14 protein-coding genes are annotated in these 18,656 nt (G+C 68.0%); 4 read left to right on the forward strand and 10 right to left on the reverse strand.

Annotation, left to right across the window (positions count from 1 at the left end; genetic code table 11):
- Positions 1–7: 7 nt before the first annotated feature.
- Positions 8–1,597, reverse strand: coding sequence for a GspE/PulE family protein (locus tag D3877_RS21780; RefSeq protein WP_158599965.1), 1,590 nt, complete (start codon positions 1,595–1,597; stop codon positions 8–10).
- A 376-nt stretch (positions 1,598–1,973) separates the two neighbouring features.
- Between D3877_RS21780 and gspD the strand changes: the two genes are divergently transcribed.
- Positions 1,974–4,283, forward strand: a complete 2,310-nt coding sequence (gspD, locus tag D3877_RS21785; protein WP_158599966.1) for a type II secretion system secretin GspD — start codon at positions 1,974–1,976, stop codon at positions 4,281–4,283.
- 4 nt (positions 4,284–4,287) lie between these two features.
- On the opposite strand, the gene D3877_RS21790 is transcribed toward gspD, so the two are convergent.
- The gene (locus D3877_RS21790; protein ID WP_119832872.1) at positions 4,288–5,193 is read right to left on the reverse strand and encodes a DMT family transporter; all 906 of its coding nucleotides are present in this window, start codon (positions 5,191–5,193) and stop codon (positions 4,288–4,290) included.
- 133 nt (positions 5,194–5,326) lie between these two features.
- On the opposite strand from D3877_RS21790, the gene D3877_RS21795 reads away from it, so the two are divergent.
- On the forward strand, positions 5,327–6,040 hold the full coding sequence (locus tag D3877_RS21795; protein ID WP_119833151.1) for an ArsR/SmtB family transcription factor: 714 nt from the start codon (positions 5,327–5,329) through the stop codon (positions 6,038–6,040).
- A 58-nt stretch (positions 6,041–6,098) separates the two neighbouring features.
- On the opposite strand, the gene D3877_RS21800 is transcribed toward D3877_RS21795, so the two are convergent.
- The 6 genes from D3877_RS21800 to D3877_RS21825 all read right to left on the reverse strand — a co-directional run bounded on the left by D3877_RS21800 (position 6,099) and on the right by D3877_RS21825 (position 14,152).
- Complete coding sequence (locus tag D3877_RS21800) at positions 6,099–6,845, reverse strand: outer membrane protein (RefSeq protein ID WP_119832873.1); 747 nt, start codon at positions 6,843–6,845, stop codon at positions 6,099–6,101.
- A gap of 25 nt (positions 6,846–6,870) precedes the next feature.
- Positions 6,871–9,009, reverse strand: coding sequence for a 3-hydroxybutyrate oligomer hydrolase family protein (locus D3877_RS21805; RefSeq protein ID WP_158599967.1), 2,139 nt, complete (start codon positions 9,007–9,009; stop codon positions 6,871–6,873).
- Between the two features lie 269 nt (positions 9,010–9,278).
- Positions 9,279–10,112 (reverse strand): carboxylating nicotinate-nucleotide diphosphorylase, encoded by an 834-nt coding sequence (gene nadC / locus D3877_RS21810; RefSeq protein WP_119832875.1) that lies wholly within the window; start codon positions 10,110–10,112, stop codon positions 9,279–9,281.
- A complete protein-coding gene (locus D3877_RS21815; protein ID WP_119832876.1) occupies positions 10,097–11,761 on the reverse strand; it encodes an L-aspartate oxidase in 1,665 nt (554 codons plus the stop codon). Before D3877_RS21815 ends, nadC begins: the two co-directional genes overlap by 16 nt.
- Before the next feature lie 215 nt (positions 11,762–11,976).
- On the reverse strand, positions 11,977–12,996 hold the full coding sequence (gene nadA, locus D3877_RS21820) for a quinolinate synthase NadA (RefSeq protein ID WP_119832877.1): 1,020 nt from the start codon (positions 12,994–12,996) through the stop codon (positions 11,977–11,979).
- A 139-nt stretch (positions 12,997–13,135) separates the two neighbouring features.
- Positions 13,136–14,152, reverse strand: coding sequence for a BMP family lipoprotein (locus D3877_RS21825; RefSeq protein WP_119832878.1), 1,017 nt, complete (start codon positions 14,150–14,152; stop codon positions 13,136–13,138).
- Positions 14,153–14,425: 273 nt separating this feature from the next.
- Here D3877_RS21825 and D3877_RS21830 point away from each other — a divergent pair, with 273 nt between their 5' ends.
- The gene (locus D3877_RS21830; protein WP_119832879.1) at positions 14,426–15,652 is read left to right on the forward strand and encodes a Bcr/CflA family multidrug efflux MFS transporter; all 1,227 of its coding nucleotides are present in this window, start codon (positions 14,426–14,428) and stop codon (positions 15,650–15,652) included.
- On the opposite strand, the gene D3877_RS21835 is transcribed toward D3877_RS21830, so the two are convergent.
- Positions 15,594–17,093, reverse strand: a complete 1,500-nt coding sequence (locus D3877_RS21835; RefSeq protein WP_119832880.1) for an adenylate/guanylate cyclase domain-containing protein — start codon at positions 17,091–17,093, stop codon at positions 15,594–15,596. The two genes, D3877_RS21830 and D3877_RS21835, sit on opposite strands and share 59 nt — an antisense overlap.
- Before the next feature lie 16 nt (positions 17,094–17,109).
- A complete protein-coding gene (locus tag D3877_RS21840; RefSeq protein ID WP_147395253.1) occupies positions 17,110–17,430 on the reverse strand; it encodes a cupredoxin domain-containing protein in 321 nt (106 codons plus the stop codon).
- Positions 17,431–17,633: 203 nt separating this feature from the next.
- Between D3877_RS21840 and D3877_RS21845 the strand changes: the two genes are divergently transcribed.
- A complete protein-coding gene (locus D3877_RS21845; RefSeq protein ID WP_199720886.1) occupies positions 17,634–18,656 on the forward strand; it encodes an ABC transporter substrate-binding protein in 1,023 nt (340 codons plus the stop codon).

Here is an 18,656-nt window from a genome sequence, read left to right on the forward strand (position 1 = left end):
GTTCCCCTTACCAGACGTCGCACACGCGCTGGACTTCCTCCAGCGTGGTGACGCCGCGCAACACCTTCACCAACCCGTCGCGGAACAGGGTGGCCATGCCGCCCGCCATCGCCGCCGCCTGGATGGCGTCGGCCCCGGCCCGTTGCAAGGTCAGCGCGCGCAGCGGCTCGTTCATCGTCATCACTTCGTAAATGCCGACGCGCCCGGCGTAGCCGGTGCCGCCGCAATCCGGGCAACCGGCGGGGCGATGAACGGAAACGCTCGCCCCCGGCGCGATCAGACCGGCGTCGGTCAGCAAGCGCCGGGTTTCCGGATCGGCGGGTTCGGCGTGGCGGCAGGCGCGGCACAGCACGCGAACCAGCCGCTGGGCGATCACCGCGCGCACCGAGGAGGTGAGGAGGAACGGCTCCACCCCCATGTCGATCAGGCGCGTCAACGCCCCCGCCGCCGAATTGGTGTGCAAGGTGGACAGCACCAGATGGCCGGTCAGCGCGGCGTGAACGGCGATGTCGGCGGTTTCCGGGTCGCGGGTTTCGCCCACCATGATGACGTCGGGATCCTGGCGGACCAGCGCGCGCAGCACGGTGGCGAAGGTCAGGCCGATGGCGGGCTTCACCTGCACCTGATTGACCCGCGCCATGTGGTATTCGACCGGATCCTCGACGGTCAGAACCTTGCGCTGCTTGGCGTCGATCAGGCCGAGCGCGGCGTAGAGCGTGGTGGATTTGCCGCTGCCGGTCGGCCCCGTCACCAGCACCATGCCGTTGGGGGCCTGGACCAGCCGGTGCAGCATGGCCTCCTGGTCGGCGTCGAAGCCCAGCGACGACAGGCTGCGCACCCCGGCGCCGGGATCGAGCAGGCGCGTCACCACGCTTTCGCCATGGATGGTCGGCAGGGTGGAGATGCGCAGATCCAGCGCCCGGCCATCGACGCGGTGGGCGATGCGGCCATCCTGCGGCAAACGCCGTTCGGCGATGTTCAGATTGGCGAGGATCTTGATGCGCGAGACCATCGCGCGCCCCAGCCGTTTGGGCACCGGCTCTTGATCGCGCATCACGCCGTCGACGCGAAAGCGCACGGCGATCTGGTCGGCGAAGGGTTCGATGTGGATGTCGCTCGCCCCCAGCCGCGCCGCCTCGCCGATCAGATGATTGACCAGCCGGACCACCGGAGCCTCGCTCGCCAGCGATTTCAACTGGTCGAGGTCGTCGTCCGGCGGGCCGCCGCCATCGAGATCGGCGACGATGCGGCCCATCGCCGACAGACCGCCGCAGGCGCGATCGATCGCCGCCTCGACGTCGCCCGGCGCCGCGACGCAGGCGTAAACCGGCAGGCCGCAAGCGATTTCCAGCGATTCCAGCGCCTCGACGTTGTCGGGGTCGGCGATGGCGACCATCAGGGCGCCATTGATCTCCGAAAAGGGAAAGGCGCGGGCCTGGCGCAGAAAATTCGCCGACACCCCGGCGGCGGCGGGGGCCAGCCCCTCCATCTCGTCGAGCGTGACGAAGGGCAGGGCGCGGTGGTCGGCCAACGCGCGGGCGCGCGCCTGCTCCGACCCGCCGCCGGTCGGGTCGCCGGATCGTTCGGCGTTGGCCATGGGGATGTCGGAGGGTGACTCAGCCCGCATGGTCGGCCCGCAAGGGGTACGTGGTTTGGTCGCCTGTCATGTGAGGCGTCGTCCTGGTGTGGCGTTTCCCTGGCGCATCCGGATTCTTGGCCGGAACCGATCCCGCGCGCCGCTTTGGCAAGGCGCGTTGGCCGGATGATTGTCGCGATTGTGCGTTACAAAAGCCACCGTCCGCCATCCTTATTTTGCCCCTTTTGGCCCTGTTTTTTTATGGAGAGGCAAGGCTTTCCGGCAATCGCGCCGGAACCCGAACAATTCACTGGACGGGAGGGGGCGGAGCGCGGAAATGTGCCCTGCAACCAGACAAGCGGCGATAAGTCCGCATCCGGCGCTCAGGGGGATTGGGGTGACGACATTGGGGGGAGGACGGCTGCGGACAGGCTGGATTTTGGCCTCTGCGGCGGCGTTGGCGCTTGGCGCCTGTCAGGGGACGAAGGGGGATCGGGCCGAACCGCCTCTGGCGGAAACGCTGGCCAAGCTGGGGCTGGACACCAGCGGTCGGCCCCTCGACCCGCAATCCTTGACGGCGAACGGGCGTGTTGGGGCCAGCGCGCCGGCGCCCGCTCAACCGATCATCGTGCGCGGTCAAGAGCCGCGCGTCGGAACCAGCGCGCCAGCGCGTCCGCTGGCCGGTGGCGGGGCCATTGAGCTGAATTTTGAGGACGCCGGAATCCCGACCGTCGCCAAGACGATTTTGGGCGATTTGCTGGGGCTGTCCTACACCGTCGATCCGCGCGTGCAGGGGCGGATGACGCTGTCCGCCGGTCGCCCGATGGCGCGCGCCGAAGCCTTGAGCGTGTTTGAAACCGCCTTGCGGATGAACGGCGCGGCCTTGCTGGTCAATGACGGCGTTTATAACGTCGTTCCGGCGTCTGAAGTGCGCCAGCCGGGGAATCCGGCGCGTTACGCCGACATTGGCGGCGCGGCGGGGGCGGTCGGCAGCGCCTTCAGCATCTACGCCCCGCGCCACGGGCAGGCGAGCAGCCTGAAAACGATTCTGGAGCCGCTTTACCCCATTCAGGGGATGATCCAGGCCGACCCGGACCGCAATCTGTTGATCGTGTCGGGCACCGGCGAGGAGCGCCGCGCGGTGATCGAGGCGGCGCAGGGCTTCGATCAGGATTTCCTGGCCGGTCAATCGGTCGGCGTCTTCCCGCTGTCCCGCGCCACGCCCGCCGAGGTGATCGACGAGCTGGGGATGATCTACGCCATCAAGGGCAACGCGGACAGTTCCATCCGCTTTCTGCCGGTGGACCGGATGAAGGCGGTTTTGGTGGTGGCGCGCCGCGCCGCGATGCTGGATCAGGCGGGCGTGTGGATCCGGCGGCTCGACCAGGGCGGCGACGGGGAGCGGACGATCAACGTCCATCCCTTGCAGCACGCCAAGGCCGCCGATCTGGCCCGCGTGCTGTCCCGTCTCTTCGGCAGCGGCGGCGGTGACGGCGCCAGCGGGTCGCCGTTGGCGCCGAACGTCCAGGGCGCGCGGCTGTCGGTGGATTCCGCCAACAGCGCCGGGCCGGGGAACTCGGGATTCGGAAGCGGCGCGGCGACGTCGGGGGCGTTGTCCACCAGCGGCGGAACGGCGGCGGGCGCGTCCTCTTCCTCCGGTTCGACCGGCGGGCAAAATGGCGGTTTGTCGAGCGCGCGGACCAACCGCAACGCCGCAGGCTTTGGGGCGGGCGACGTCGGCGGGTTGGAGTCCGGCGCGAGCGGCGGCGGCGGCAACGCGCCGCGCGTCGTCGCCCACACCACCAGCAACTCCTTGGTCATCTTCGCCACCCCGGCGGAATACCGGCTGATCCAGGCGGCCATCGCCAAGCTGGACCTTGTCCCGCAACAGGTGATGATCGAGGCGACCATCGCCGAGGTGACGCTGAACGATTCCCTGCGCTATGGCGTGCAGTATTTCCTGAAGGGCAACGGCTTCGCCAACGTCAAGGGCAGTTCGCTGGGCTTTGACAACAGCAGCACGGCGGGTTTGCAGTCGCTGTTGCCCGGCTTCAACGCCGTTTTGGGCAACGTCACCGACCCGCGCGTGGTCATCAGCGCGCTCGACAGCATCACCAACGTGAAGGTCGTCTCCTCGCCGCAGGTGGTGGTGGAGGACAACCAGCAGGCCCTGTTGAAGGTCGGCGACAAGGTGCCGGTCATCACCCAACAGGTGGTGTCCACCACCACCGCCAACGCGCCGCTGGTCAACGCCATCGAGTTCCGCGACACCGGCGTCATCCTGTCGGTGACGCCGCGCGTCAACGCCGACGGGACCGTCTCCATCGACGTGGTGCAGGAGGTCAGCGCCGTGTCGCGCAGCGCCGACACCGGCACGCTGACGCCGACCATTTCCCAGCGCCGCATCGAAAGCGCCATCAGCGTGCGCAACGGCCAAACGGTGGCGCTGGGCGGCCTGATTTCCGAAGACGACCAAGGCGGGCGCAGCGGCGTTCCGCTGCTGTCCGACGTGCCGGTGTTGGGGGAATTGTTCTCCTACAACGACCGGACGCGCAAACGCACCGAGTTGATCGTCTTCATCACCCCGCGCATCATCCGCGATTCCAACGACGCCCGCCGGGTGACGGAGGAGTTGATGGGGCGTTTGCGTTCGCTTCAGGCCCCGGCGGCGGCCCCCGCCAAAAACGGCAAGACCACCGGCGGGTGAGAGGTCAGGCGAGGGCGGGGCGGGGTTTGGCCGGAATGGTCATGGCGGCGACGCCGACGATCACGCAGGCGAAGCCCGCCCAGGCGCTGGCGGTCAGACTCTCGCCGAGAAACACAACGCCGATGGCGACCCCGATGGGCACGCGCAGATAGGCCTGCGCCGTCGTGCCGACCGAGCCGAGAGTCCGCACCAACCGGAAATAAATGGCGAAGGCCAGCGCGGTGGAGAACACCGACAATCCCAACAGCGCGGCGACCGACTGTGACGACGGCGTCAGCGTCCATGGCGCGTCAATCAACAGGCTGAGCGGAATCAGGATCGCGGCCCCGCACAGCAGCGACCCCGCCGCCGGAATGGTCGGATCCAGCCCGGTGAAACGCTTGCCGAAAATGGCGGCCCCAGCGTAGCAGACGGTCGCCGCGACGATGGCGAGCTGCGCGCCCAACTCCTGACCAAACCCGCCGAACGCCTCCACCCCGATGATGAGGCAGGTTCCGGCGATTCCGGCGACGACGCCGATTGTTTTGCGCGCCGTCACCGCCTCGTGCCGGGTCAGACACACGGTCAGCAGGAAGGCGAAGATCGGCGTCGTTGAATTGAGGATCGCCGCCATGCCCGCGTCCACGCTGCGCTCCGCCCAGGCGATCAAAGTGAAGGGAACGACGCTGTTCAAACAGGCTTGAATCAGAAAGCTGCCCCAGTTTCCCCCGTCGCGCGGCATCGCCAAACCGCGCGCGCGGATGACCAGCAGCAGCAGGGTTCCGGCGATCACCGTGCGTGCGGCGATCAGCGTGATCGGCGGAATGGTCGCCACCCCCAGCTTGATGAAGCTGTAGGACGCGCCCCACAGGGTGGCGAGCAGCAGCAACAGCGCCAGTTCGGTTTTCAGATTGGGGGATGCGGTGGTCATCGGCGGCCTCGGGTCAAAGTCAGACGAGCGCCACCATAGTCGGCTTGGCGTGCGGCGGGCGGCTTCAACGTTTCGGCGCAGGCCGAAGCGTGGGGGCGGGATTTTGGCCCGCAAAAGCGCTATGCTGGCGGTCATGTCCAACATCGCTTCCGGCAACGCCATCGCGGCGGTCGCCGCCCTGATCGGCGACCCGACCCGCGCCAACATGCTCGCGGCCCTGATGGGCGGGCGGGCGCTGACCGCTGGGGAACTGGCGTGGCATGGCGGAATCAGCGCGCCGACGGCGAGCGGCCATCTGGCGAAACTGGCCGAGGCCGGGTTGCTCTCGGTCGAAAAACAGGGACGCCACCGTTACTACCGCCTGTCTTCCGCCAACGTCGCCCAGGCGATGGAATCCTTGATGGCGCTTGCCGGAACCGGGCCGAAACGACACCGTCCGGTTGGCCCGAAGGATGAGGCGCTGCGCGCCGCCCGCACCTGTTACGACCATCTCGCCGGGCGGTTGGGCATCGCCCTGGCCGACGCGTTGCGCGCGCGGGAGCATGTCCATCTGGCCGACGGCGTTGGCGCCGTCACGCCGGAGGGGGAACGTTTTTTCCGGGAGTTCGGCGTCGATCTGACCAGCGGGAGCCTCGGCAAACGCCCGCTCTGCCGCGCCTGTTTGGATTGGAGCGAGCGCCGTCATCATCTGGCCGGGCGCTTGGGAGCCGGGTTGCTGGACCGCTCGTTGGCCTTGGGTTGGTTGGCGCGGAATCCCGACAGCCGGGCCGTCGCCGTCACCGCCGAAGGGGAACGGGGCTTCGCCGAAATTTTCGGCCTGCCGGAACATTGGCGCGACCCGCCATAAAAAAAGCCGGTCGCCCTGGATGGAGCGACCGGCTTTTCATCGTCATACGGAAAGCGGATCAGAAGGCGTAGCGCAGACCCAACGTCAGCTCGTGGGTGCGGACATTGGCGTTGCGGGCGTCCACCGTCGTGGTGACGCCAAGCCCGGTCAGGGTGACGCCGCTCTTGGCCTTGCCCGCGTCAACGTAGCGATAGCCGAGATCGACCGTGATGGCGTCGGTCACGGCGATTCCGGTTCCCGCCATCACCTGCCACGCGAAATTCGTCCGGGTGGAGCCGTTCAGCGTGTAGCGGTCAAAATTCGCTGGATTGGTCGCCAGCGCCCCGACCGTCGTGTCGGTGACGGTCAAATCCGCCAGCTTGTTGCGGGAGAAGCCAACGCCAGCGCCCAGATAGGGTTTGAACACGCCCAACCCGTCGGTCAGCCCGGCGACGTCCAGATACAGGTTGGCGAAGCCGCGCAGCGACGAGACTTTGCCGTCGTAGGTCAGGCTCTGCACGCTGTCGGTTCCGTTCCAGTTCTTGGGGAAACGGTAGGACAGCGTCAGGTCGGTGCGCAGCGCGGGCGTGATCTGCCAGCCGACCCCGCCGCCGACGATGGCGGCGCTGGGCAGCTTGCGGCTTATGGTCTGGCCCATGTCGTCGGCGCGGAAATCGAAGGAGCGGCCAAAGGACGCGCCGGTTTCCAGCTTCACGTAGGGGCCGGTTTTGGCGGCCGTCTGGGTGTTCGTCTGGGCGGCGGCGGGCAGCGCCGTCGCCGTGACCAACAACAGACCCGCCAGGGTGTTTGTGAACGTCTTCGTCATGATCGTGCCTTCTCCGGGCGGCGGGTTATTGCGGGATGACGACGGTGTTGTTCGACACCGAAATGGCGTTCGCCGCCGACGGCGCCGTCGCCATGTCCGGCAGGAAGCTCTTGTAATTGACCGCCGTCAGCGCCGCCGTGCGCGGCGACGCCGTGCGGACCACCTGGCTTTGCGGCAGGGTCGCGCCGGTGCGCAGGTTGGCCAGCATGGCGTCGAGGCCACGGACGAAATAATGATGGATCGGCAGATAGATCGGCGCCGCCGCCGGGCCGAAGGTGCCGATCAGCGATTCAAAATGCTGGGTGTTGGGAACCTCGATGTAGCTCAGCTTGCTGGCCGAACCCTCGACGATCTTGTTCCAGCCGAAATAGGCGCGCCCGGCGTGGTTGGGGTGAATCACCTCGTCGTTGCGGGCCTGGATGATGAGCGACGGCAGGCCGCGCAGATTGGCGGTTCCGACCACCTCCTGCATGCCCTGACGGACGCGGGTCGAATTGACCTTGTCGCGCATGCTCATTTTCGTTCCCGGGGCCGCGTCGCCGGTCACAAGGCTGCGGTAGCACAGCGCCGCGTCCAGATTGAGATCGGCCAACCCGGTGGAGCGCGACACCGCCATCACCTCGTTGATTGGGCCGTTGGCGGCGTTTTCGGCGATGACGCTGATGCCGCCGGCGGGCGGGATGATGTTGCCCGCCGCGAACAGCAGGGCGGCGGTGGCGATGGGAAGCTGGATCGGCGCGCCCGCCGCGTTGGTGGCGGCGAAAGTCGTGCCGCACAGCGCGTCATCAGCGCGGAAACGGCCATATTCGGCGACGTAGGTGTCGATGATCTGACGGTAGGCGTTGAGATTTTCCATCAAGGGAATTTCCCAGTCGCCTTCGACCAGATAGCCGTAATTGTGGATGATTTGCAGCGATTCCGCCGCCTGCGCCGCCAACGTGGTGGAGGACAACAGCCCCTTGCCCTTCAAGGCGGCGCAACGGTTGGCGCGCGACCCGCTGGGCGATCCGCTGGGATCGGCGTTCAGCACCGCCCCGGTCAGCGAGGAATCTAGCGCGGCGCAGGGCGCGTAGATGGCGATCTGCGTGTAGTAATCGATGAAATGCTTGCCGGGCGCGGTCAGCGTGCTGGCGCCATAGCGGATCGACAGGCCGGAGCGCTGGGGCGGAATGACGTTGGGGATGACCGCGACGACGCCGTCCACCAAGCTCTTGGTGTCCTTTTCCGCCGCCATCACCGCCGCGCCGCCGCCGTTCGACACGCCGCCGGAAATGACCGTGGTGTTGGCCGGGGCGAAGCGCGCCGCGCCCGCCGCCAAATATTGGTTCATCGCGTAGAAGCCGAACTCGATGGCCTGGAGCGTGTAGTCGCCCCATTTGCCGTCGACCAGCTTGCCGGAATGCGCCTGCTTGTAGGCCAGCCGGTTCGGGTAGGCCGCCGCGAAGGCGCCTTGGCTGGTGGTGAAGGACGCGGCGAAGTTGGTGGCCGCGCCGACCGAGCCGCGCGGCAGGAATTGGCCGAAGCGGTCGTACAGATAATCGCGGGTGACGTCGTGGAAGGCGTTTCCGGTGCCCTTGTCGGCGTAGACGGCGACGCAGCCGTTGCGGAACGCCCATTCGCCAGCGGTGCCGATGGCGCCATAGACGTTGCGCGAGCCGGATGACGGTCCCGTGACCATGCAGGGCTGGGTCTGGTTCGCGTTGGCCGGGATCTGGACGATCATCGTTTGATAGTTCGACCCTGATCCGTCATCGGTCAGCGCGATGTATTCGCGCCCCGCGACCTTCCCCTCGGTCCCGGTGTCGACATAATTCGCGTTCAGATTCGGTCCGTACAACACGCGCCAGCCGCCGCCGGTCGAGGTGTCGACCAGACCGCGATAGGCGTTGTGGATGGCCCGGCGGCGCAGCTCCGCCACGGTGGGGGACAACGGGTTGGCGACGGTCGGCGCGACGGCGGACGACAGGCCGGTGACGCCCAGACCAGCGGTCAGCAGATCGTCCGACACGCCGTCGTAATCGGTGAAGCTCAACGTCTGCGGCAGCACGAAGCTGGGCAGAGCGTTCTGAGCCGACGCGGTTCCTGCCAGCAGGCCCGGCGCAAGCGCGGCCGAGGCCAGCAGACCAAAGGCGAGCGCCTTCGACCCAACACGCATACGAAGCATCCGTTTCCCCCTCATGTCTTCTTGTCGCGACGCGGTGTCGGGCGTCACGGTCGACAGAAAGATGCAACGTGTGTGCCGCAGTTGGACAGGCTGACAAAAGGCAGAGATGGACGGGCCGCAACCCTTGCGGCGTATGGTTTTTGGCCGGGTCTGACAGGGGCGTGGCGGGGGCGGTTCCGGCGGCGACCTGTCCGCCGTTCCGACAGGTGTGTGGAGACGCGGACAGTTCGCCGTCCGCATCACCTTTCAAATCGGGGCGGCGCCCGTCCTCACATGTCCAAACCCAGATCCAAGTTGGGCGCGCTGTGGGTCAGCCAGCCGCAGGAGATCATGTCCACCCCGGTTTCGGCGATGGCGCGCACGGTGGCCAACGTCACGTTGCCCGACGCTTCGGCCAGCAGCCGACCGTCGATCATCCGCACCGCGCGGCGCAGCGTGTCGGGATCCATGTTGTCGAGCAACACCACGTCCACCGGCAGGCCCAGCAGCTCGTCCAACTGGTCGAGCGTGTCCACCTCGACCTCCACCTTCACCATGTGGCCGATGTTGGCGCGCACCCGCTCCACCGCCGCGCGGACGCCGCCCGCCACGGCGATGTGGTTGTCCTTGATGAGAACGGCGTCGTCCAGGCCGAAACGGTGGTTGAAACCGCCGCCCAGCTTGACCGCATGCTTTTCCAACACGCGCAGGCCGGGGGTGGTCTTGCGGGTGCAGACGATGCGCGCCTTGGTCCCGTCCACTTCGCGGACCAGCGCGCGGGTGGCGGTGGCGATGCCGGACAGGCGGCCCATGACGTTCAAGGCGGTGCGTTCGGCGGTCAGCAGGGCGCGGGCCGATCCGCTCAGGGTGGCGATGATCCCGCCGGGGCGCACGTCGCCGCCGTCCGCCACGTCGATCTGAACGGCGACGCCGGGGTCGAGCAGGCGGAAGGCGATCAGCGCGGCCTCCAAACCGGCGACGCGGCCATCCTTGCGCGCGGCGATGCGGGCGGTGGCGACCGCGTCGGCGGGGATGATGCTGTCGGTGGTGATGTCGCCCGCCCGCCCCAGATCCTCGGCCAGCGCGGCGCGGATGATCGGTTCGACGGTCAAAGGATGCAGCATGCGGCGTCTCCGGGCAGCGGGCCGGTGGGACCGGCCAAATCGGTGAGGGTGAGCGTGCGGTTTTCAGCGGTGCGGCCAAAGGCCGGGTTGGGCAAGGGGTGATCGGCGCGGCAATGCGCCCCCCGGCTTTCCTCGCGCGCCAAAGCGGCGTGAACGATCAGGCGACCAATCAGCAGCCGGTTGCGCGCCTCGCCCCAGAGACGGACGGCGCCGGGGTCGATGACGGGGGTGATGGCGGCGTCCCCGTCGGCCTCCTCGCCGCGCAGGCTGTCGAGCGCGGCGGCGAGCCGTCCCAGCTTGCGCCGGGCGGCCAGCAGCCCCAGCCCGTCGCGGACCAGCCCGGCCCCCTCATACAGCACGCGGCGGGATTCCGCCGTCAGCGCGTCGAGCAGCGCGCCGCCGACCTCCGCCGCGACGGCGGGCGGAGTGGGCAGGGCGAAGGGCGGCAGCGGGGCCAACGCCCGTTCGGCGACGTCGCGGGCGACCCGCGCGCCGAACACCAGCGCTTCCAACAGCGAGTTGCTGGCCAGCCGGTTCGCGCCATGCACGCCGGTGCAGGCGACCTCGCCGCAGGCCCACAACCCATCCAGGCTGGTCCGCCCGTCGGCGTCGGTGACGATGCCGCCCATGTGGTAATGCGCGGCGGGGGCGACCGGCATCGGTTCCTTGAACGGATCCAAGCCATGGTCGGCGCAGATCGCCAGCACGGTGGGGAAGCCATCGGGCTTGGCGGCCAGCGCCGGGCGCAGGTCGAGGAAGACTCGCTCCCCCGCCTTGATCCGCGCGCCGATGGCCCGCGCCACGACGTCGCGCGGCGCCAGTTCGGCCAACGGATGTTCGTCGAGCATGAAGCGGCGTCCGGCGCGGTCGAGCAGGGTGGCGCCCGCCCCGCGCAGCGCCTCGGTCAGCAGCGGGCGGGGGTCGGCCTCGACGTCGAGCGCGGTCGGGTGGAACTGCACGAACTCCAGATCGGCCAGCCGCGCGCCCGCGCGGGCGGCCAACGCCAGCCCGTCGCCGGTCGCCTCCGCCGGGTTGGTGGTGCGGGCGAAGGCGGCGCCCACCCCGCCGGTCGCCAGAATGACGCGCGGGGCGCGGTGAAACACCCAACCGTCGGGGTGCATGGCCAGCAGGCCGCAGACGCGGGCGCCGCGCATCACCAGATCGACGGCGAAGGCCTCGGCCTCCACCCGCACCGACGGCGCGGCGCGCAGTCGCTCGGCCAGCGCCAGAACCAGGGTGCGCCCGGTGGCGTCGCCCCCGGCGTGGACGATGCGGGCAGTTCCATGCGCGGCCTCCCGCCCCAGCAGCGGCGCGCCATCGGCGTCGCGGTCGAAGGGCAGGCCGTCGGCCAGCATGGCGCGCACTTGGGCGACCCCGTCGCGGGTCAGCAGCGCCGCCATGGCGGCGTCCACCAGCCCGGCCCCAGCGGCGAGCGTGTCGGCGGCGTGATCCTCCGGGCGGTCGCCGGGACCGATGGCGGCGGCGACGCCGCCCTGGGCGTAGAGGCTCGACCCGCCCGGCAGATCGGCGGTTTTGGTCAGCAGCGTGACGGCGCGCGGGGCGAGCGCCAGCGCCGCCGTCATCCCGGCCAACCCGGACCCCACGACGATGACCTCGGCGTCACGAACCTGATACGGCGTGTTGGTCATGGTTCCCTCACCAGGGTTGGGTGGCTTCCCGCCATCTCCCCCCTCTCCCCCCCGGGGAGAGGGTTTGGGGTGAGGGGGACGCACGGCGACAGGTTCACAAAGGGCGTTCGCATCAACGGGGCGGCGTCAACGGGGGGCGGCGCCTGTTCCGTGACGGTTCGCGGCGCATCCCCCTCACCCCGTCCCTCTCCCCGGGGGGGAGAGGGGGAATTCCCTCACTTCGGTTTGACGGCCAGCATCCGTTCGACCGAGCGGCGGGCGCGGTCGGCCAGAGCGGGGGCGATCTCCACGCGCGGCTCCAGCGTTTGCAGGGAGTCGAGGATGCTCGCCAGCGTCACCGTCTTCATGTGCGGGCACAGGTTGCAGGGCCGCACGAACTCCGTGTCAGGGGAGGCGGCGGCGACGTTGTCGCTCATCGAGCATTCCGTCACCATCAGCACGCGCGGCGGCTTCTCAGTGCCGACGAAGTCGATCATCCGGGCGGTGGAGCCGACGAAATCGGCGGCCGCCAGCACGTCGGGCGGGCATTCCGGGTGGGCGATCACGGTCAACCGATCAAAGCGGTTGCGGAATTCGGTGATCTCCGCGCCGGTGAAACGCTCATGCACCTCGCAATGGCCCTTCCAGGCGATGATCTCGACCTTGGTCTGGGTGGCGACGTATTTCGCCAGATACTCGTCGGGCAGGAACAGCACGCGGTCCACGCCCAGCGATTCCACCACCTCCACCGCGTTGCCCGACGTGCAGCAGATGTCCACCTCCGCCTTCACCTCCGCCGACGTGTTGACGTAGGCGATGACCGGCACGCCGGGATGCGCCTCGCGCAGCAGGCGGACGTCGGCGGCGGTGATGGAATCGGCCAGCGAGCAACCGGCGTTGCGGCTGGGGATCAGCACGGTCTTGGACGGGTTCAGCAGCTTCGCCGTCTCCGCCATGAAATGCACGCCCGCCACGACGATGACGTCCGCGTCGGTCTGCGTCGCCTTGGCGGCCAGCGCCAGGCTGTCGCCGACGATGTCGGCCACGCCGTGGAAGATCTCCGGCGTCTGGTAATTGTGCGCGAGGATGACGGCGTTGCGTTCGCGCTTCAGTTGGTTGATCGCGTGGATCAGCGGGGCGTGAAACGGCCATTCGATGGCGGGAACGACGCGTTTCATCCGTTCGTAAATCGGGGCCGTCGCCTCGGCGATCGCGGGCGTGAAGGCGAGGGCGGCGGGGCCAGCGGCGTCGGGCATCGGGCGCTCCAAAATACTCGTTTCGAGCAAAACCATATTTGCTCGAAACGAGTATATCAAGAAGAAAACGATAGGCCGAACGGACGATGACGAAACAGGGGGCGAAACGGGCGCGCGAGGCGGGCGGAAACGGCGCGGATCAGGCCCCGTCGGACACCGGAATCCGTCCGGCGATGATGGCGCGGCGGGCCTCCTCCACCGCGTTCAGCATGGCCGGGGTCAGAAGCTCGCGGTTGTTTTCATCGACCGCGTAATCGACGGCGCCGTCGGCCAGCCCCAGCACGCGCGGGCCGGGCGTCCAGGTTCCGCGTTGACCGGCCTGGAAGGCGGCGTCCACCGCCAGATCGACGCGCTTGAGCATCGAGGTCAGGATGGTGCCGGGGTAGAGATAATTCTGGTTGCTGTCCACGCCGATGGCCAGCCGTCCGCCATCCTTGGCGGCGGCGAACACGCCGAAATTCGACACGCCCGCCCCGGCGAACACCACGTCGGCCCCGCGCTGGAACTGGCTGCGCGCCACCTCCGCCCCGGTGGTCGGGTCGTTGAAGGCGTCGGCGGTGGTCCCGACGAAATTGACCAGAACGGTAATATCGCCGCGCGCGTGCCGCGCCCCTTGGGTGAATCCGGCGATGAATTTGCGCAGCAAGGGAATGTCGAGCGCGCCGACGAAGCCCACGGTCCCGGTTTTCGAGGCCAGCGCCGCCAGCACGCCGACCAGGAAGGAGCCTTCCTGCTCCTTGAAGGTGATCGACCGGATGTTCGGCCCTTCGGCCACCGAATCCACGATGGTGAAACGCAGATCGGGGTGGCGGGGGGCCAGCTTGGTCAGGGCGGTGGCGTAGTAAAAGCCGATGGTGACGATGTCGGTGGCCCCGCGCCGGACCAGCGCCGCGACCCCCTGGTCGAACTGCGCCAGGTTGTTCGGCATATATTCCAGATAGGACAGGCCGGTGGCGGTTTTGAAGCGCTCCGCCCCGGTGAAGGCCCCCTCGTTGAAGCTTTTGTCGAACTTCTGCCCGACGGCGTAGACAAGGCCGGGAACGAAATTGGCCGGGGCGGCGGCCAAGGCGGGAAGGGACGAACCGCAAGTCGCGGTGGCGGCGGCGAGGCTGGAAGCGCCCAGAACCAGAACCGAACGGCGGGACAGGGGCGTCATGGCGCGGCCTTTTGTCAGGGGGCGGCAATCAGGAGTCAAAGTTAGCCACGGAGCGCGCCGCGCATCCAGGGGAAAGGCGCCGCAAGGGCGTGCGATGAGGGAAAAACTCTCCACAGCGTTCGATTAACGCCCGGCGCCCGCTCAATCGCCCTGCGGGCAGGGCTGCCATTCCAAGACAGGGGGTTTCCGTGGCGCGTTTGCACGCTCACTGTTCGTGTTTGCTGTCTGACCTTTTCTATACCCTCCCCCGCGATCCCCACCTCTGGATGTCCGATGCTTGCGCGTCTTGCCGCCGTCCGCGCCCTGTCGCCCGCCAACAGCCCCTATTTCATGGCCGCTCTTGGGATTCTCACGTCCTTCGGACCGATGGGGACCGACATGTATTTGCCGGGAATGCCCACCATCGGCGTCGATTTGCGGGCGACCCAGGATCAGGTGCAATGGACCCTGTCGGCCTTTTTCCTGGGCTTTGGCGTCGGTCAATTGATCTGGGGCGCGTTGGGCGACCGTTTCGGGCGGCGCGGGCCAATCGCCATCGGCATTCTGCTGTACGCCGTCGCCTGCGTCGGTTGTTCGCTGTCCAGCGACATCGCTCATCTGGCGGGCTGGCGTTTCATCCAGGGGGTGGGGGCCTGCGCCGGGCCGGTGCTGGTCCGCGCCATGATCCGCGACGTGTTCGAGCGTGACCGCGCCGCCCGCACCTTGTCGATGATGATGCTGGTGATGGGCGCGGCCCCGATCATCGCGCCGTTGATCGGCGGGCAAATCCTGGTCTGGGCCAACTGGCGCTGGATTTTCTGGGGGCAGGGGATTTTCGGCGCCATCGCCATGCTGGCGCTGTTCACCCTGCCGGAAACATTGGCGCGCGACCGGCGCAGCAGCCTGCGCCCGATGACGCTCGCCCTGTCCTACCGCCAATTGCTGACCAACCGTTCCTATCTGGGCTACGCCTTTGGCAGCGCCTGCATTTATGGCGGGATGTTCGCCTTCATCTCCGGCTCGCCCTTTGTCTACATCGACCTGTTCGGGGTGGCCCCGGAGAATTTCGGCTTTCTCTTCGGCATCAACATCGTCGGCATGATGGCGATGAGCACGGTCAACAGCCGCATCGTCATGCGCTTTGGCGCGGAGCGGATCCTGCGGATCGGGACCATGCTGGCCGCCGCCGCTGGGTTGCTGGTGCTGGTTGTGGCGGCGCTGGGGCTGGGCGGCCTGTGGGGGCTGGTCGGCGCGCTGCTGCTGTTCATGGCGATGATGGCGCTCATCAACGCCAACGCCATGGCCTGCGCCATGCAGTCCTTTCCGCACATGGCGGGCACCGCCTCGGCCTTGGCCGGGATGCTGCAATTCAGCGTCGGCAGCGTGGCGGGCTGGGTCGTCGGCTTGCTGGCGAACGGCACGGCGGGGCCGATGGGCATGGTGATCTGCGGCTCGGCTTTGCTCAGCCTGCTGTTGAACGTGACTCTGGTGCGGCGGGCGCCCAGCCAAACAGCTCCATAACGCCGTCGCGCCCGCGCAGTTCCTTGGACGGCAGGGCGCGCCAACCCGCCCCCTGCGGCTGTCCGGCCCCGTCCAGTCCCCCCGCCAGTACGCCCGCAGCGGCGAGCGCGGCCTTTGACGCGATCAGCGGAACCCCTGCGGTTTTGGTTTCGTCCTGAAGCCGGGCGGCGACGTTCACCGTGTCGCCCAGCACCGTGTATTCCAACCGAACATCGTCGCCGACAGCCCCGCAAAAGACCGGCCCCCAATGGACGCCGACGCCGATGCGCACCGCATCCTCCCCCCGTTCGGCCCGTTCGGCGTTCCAGGCGGCGACCCGTTCCAGCAGATCTTGCGCGCAGGCCAGCGCGTCCGCCGCCGCGCCGTCGCGCGGGTGGGGAACGCCGAACAGCAGCATGGCGGCGTCGCCGATGAATTTGTCGATCACCCCGCCATGGGCGGTGGCGGACGCGGCGACGCAGGCGCGGAATTCGCCGACGAAGCGGCCCAGCGCCGTCGGGTCCAGGCTTTCCGCCCGGCGGGTGAAGCCGCGAATGTCGGTGAAGAGAATCCCCACCTCCTGCCGCGCGCCCGCGCGCACGGTTTCCGGGCTGTTGTCGGCCAGCCATTCGCCGATCTTCGGATCCAGATAGCGCCCCAGATTGACCCGCCTTTCGCGTTCCAATTCCACCAAACGGCGGTCGGCCTCGACCCGCAGCAGCAGTTGCGCCCGCATCACCTCCATGGCGCGCAACAGCTTGCCGCTTTCATCCCGGCGCAGACTGGCCACGGATTCGCTCAGATGCCCCCCGGCGATGGTTTCAGCCATGCGCACCGCGCGGTTGAGCGGATGGACGATGTTGCGGGTCAGCAAGGCGGCGACCAGCAGCCCGACCAGCACGACGGCGACAACGATCACCAGAGTGGTCTGGCGGGTTTCGGCGGCTTGGGCGCGGGCGTTCTCGACGAAATAAAAGCCGTCCGACTTGGCGTTCTCCACCGCCAGATCAATGGTGCCAAGGATGCGGCGGCTCAGATCATGAATCGCCGGGTTGTCCATCGCGGTCGAGACGTTCGGCGGAATCAGGGCGTCCCATTGGACGATCAGGGCGCTGACCTCGTCCAGCCGTTGGCGCAGCGCGTCGCTGGAGGCGCGGCGGCGGGCGACGGCGACGTCGTCGTCGAACTCGTCCCGCGCGGCGCGGTATTCGGCGCGCGCGTTTTCCGCCATGTGCGGCTCGCCAAGCGAGGCGACTCGCTGGGCCATCACCATCGCCCGCACATGAAGCTGGGCGGACCGGCTGAAGTCGATGGATTGCAACGGCTTGTCGTACAAAGTCACGACCAGCCGTCCAACCTCCGTCACCGCCGACACGCCGAACCAGCCGCCGACCGCCGTGATCGCCAGGATCAGCGCGAAGGCCAGGGTCAGCTTGTAACGGATGGGAATGTGATCGAGCATCAGCGGAGCGGGCCGATCACTTCACGGTGACGGTCAGATGCATGCGCGGGTGGATTTGGCATTCCACCTCAAAGGTTCCGGCCTTGGTCAGCGTGATGCTTTTCTTTTCGCCCGGACTTTGGCCGCCCAAATTGAACTCGTGCCCCAGCGTGCCGGAAAACATGTTGTGGGTGTAAAGGTCGCCGTTGGTGAAGGTCAGCGTGTCGCCAACCTGCGCGGCCGCCGAGGTCGGCGTGAAAGCCTTGTTCTGTTGCTCGACGACGATGTCGGCGGCCCAGGCCGTTCCGACTGTCAGGGCCAGCGCGACCGCGCCGCCCAGCGCAATTTTCCCCACCATGGCGTGTTCCTTCCCGTCTTTGTCGTTGGCGGAAGGATACGCGCCGAACCCACCGCCGTTCAATGCCAAGCGGAGGCGCGAAAGGATCCACAACAACAAAGTAAAGTCGTTTAATACTCGTTCAAAAATCACTGAAAAGGTGAATTGTCTTCCGCCAATTCACACCGTACCCTGCGGGCGGGATCACAAGGGGATTTTTGAGAATGCCGATGAACCGCCGCGCCCTGCTGGCGTCCGCCGTCGCTCTGGCCGGAAGCGTCGCGCTGCCGCGCCTGTCCGCCGCCGCCACGCCCTTGCGGGTCGGCTACATCCCGATCATCCCGATGACCCAGCTTTACGTGTTGTCGCGAGAGGGCTGGGCGAAAGAGGCGGGGTTGGAGTTGACGCTGACCAGCTTCCAATCGGGTCCGGCGATGATTCAGGCCTTGGCCTCTGGCACGCTGGACGTCGCCTATGTCGGCATCGGCCCGGTGATGATCGCGCGCTCCAAGGGGGTGGCGGTGAAGGTGGTCGCGGCGAACGTCATCGATCAGGTCGCCTTGATCGGGCGCGGCCCGTTTGCCGCCGTCACCGCCAGCGCGTCCAGCCCGGCGGAGGGATTCGCCGCCTTCCGCGCCGCGCAGGGCCGCCCGGCCAAAATCGCCAGCCTGCCCGCCGGTTCCGTCCCCGACACGGTGCTGCGCTATTGGACGCAAGAGGTGGCGAAGATCCCCGCCAGCGACATTCAGATCGTCGGCATGGGCGACGAGCAGGTGCAGCAGGCGCTGCTGTCGGGCGCGGTCGATGGCGCGTCGATCCTGGAACCGACCTTGACGCTGGTGCAAACCCGCCTGCCCGACGCGCGCATCGTCGCCAAGGCGGGCAGCCTGTTCCCGCAACAGCCCGGCGCGATCCTGGCGGTGACGGAGGCGGCGATCAAGCGCGACCCTGCGGCGGTCGCCACGCTGGTCAAGCTGCACATCCGCGCCACCGCCTTCGCCAACGCCAACCCCGACCGGACAGCGGTGATCGTCACCGAGGCGATTGGCAAGGGGTTGATCGAACCGGCGGTGATGCGGGCGGCGTTGACCTCCGGCGCCACCAACTTCGTCGACGACCCGCGCCGCATCGTGGATTCCACCAAGCGGATGCAGGCCTTCCAGCAAAGCCTGGGGCAAATCACCGATCCGGTGGACATCGACGCGCTGTTCGACCATTCCTTTTACGAAGCGGCGAAGGCGGGCTGA

Origin of the sequence: Azospirillum cavernae, from assembly GCF_003590795.1 — a bacterium.
GTDB classification, from domain to species: Bacteria; Pseudomonadota; Alphaproteobacteria; order Azospirillales; family Azospirillaceae; genus Azospirillum; species Azospirillum cavernae.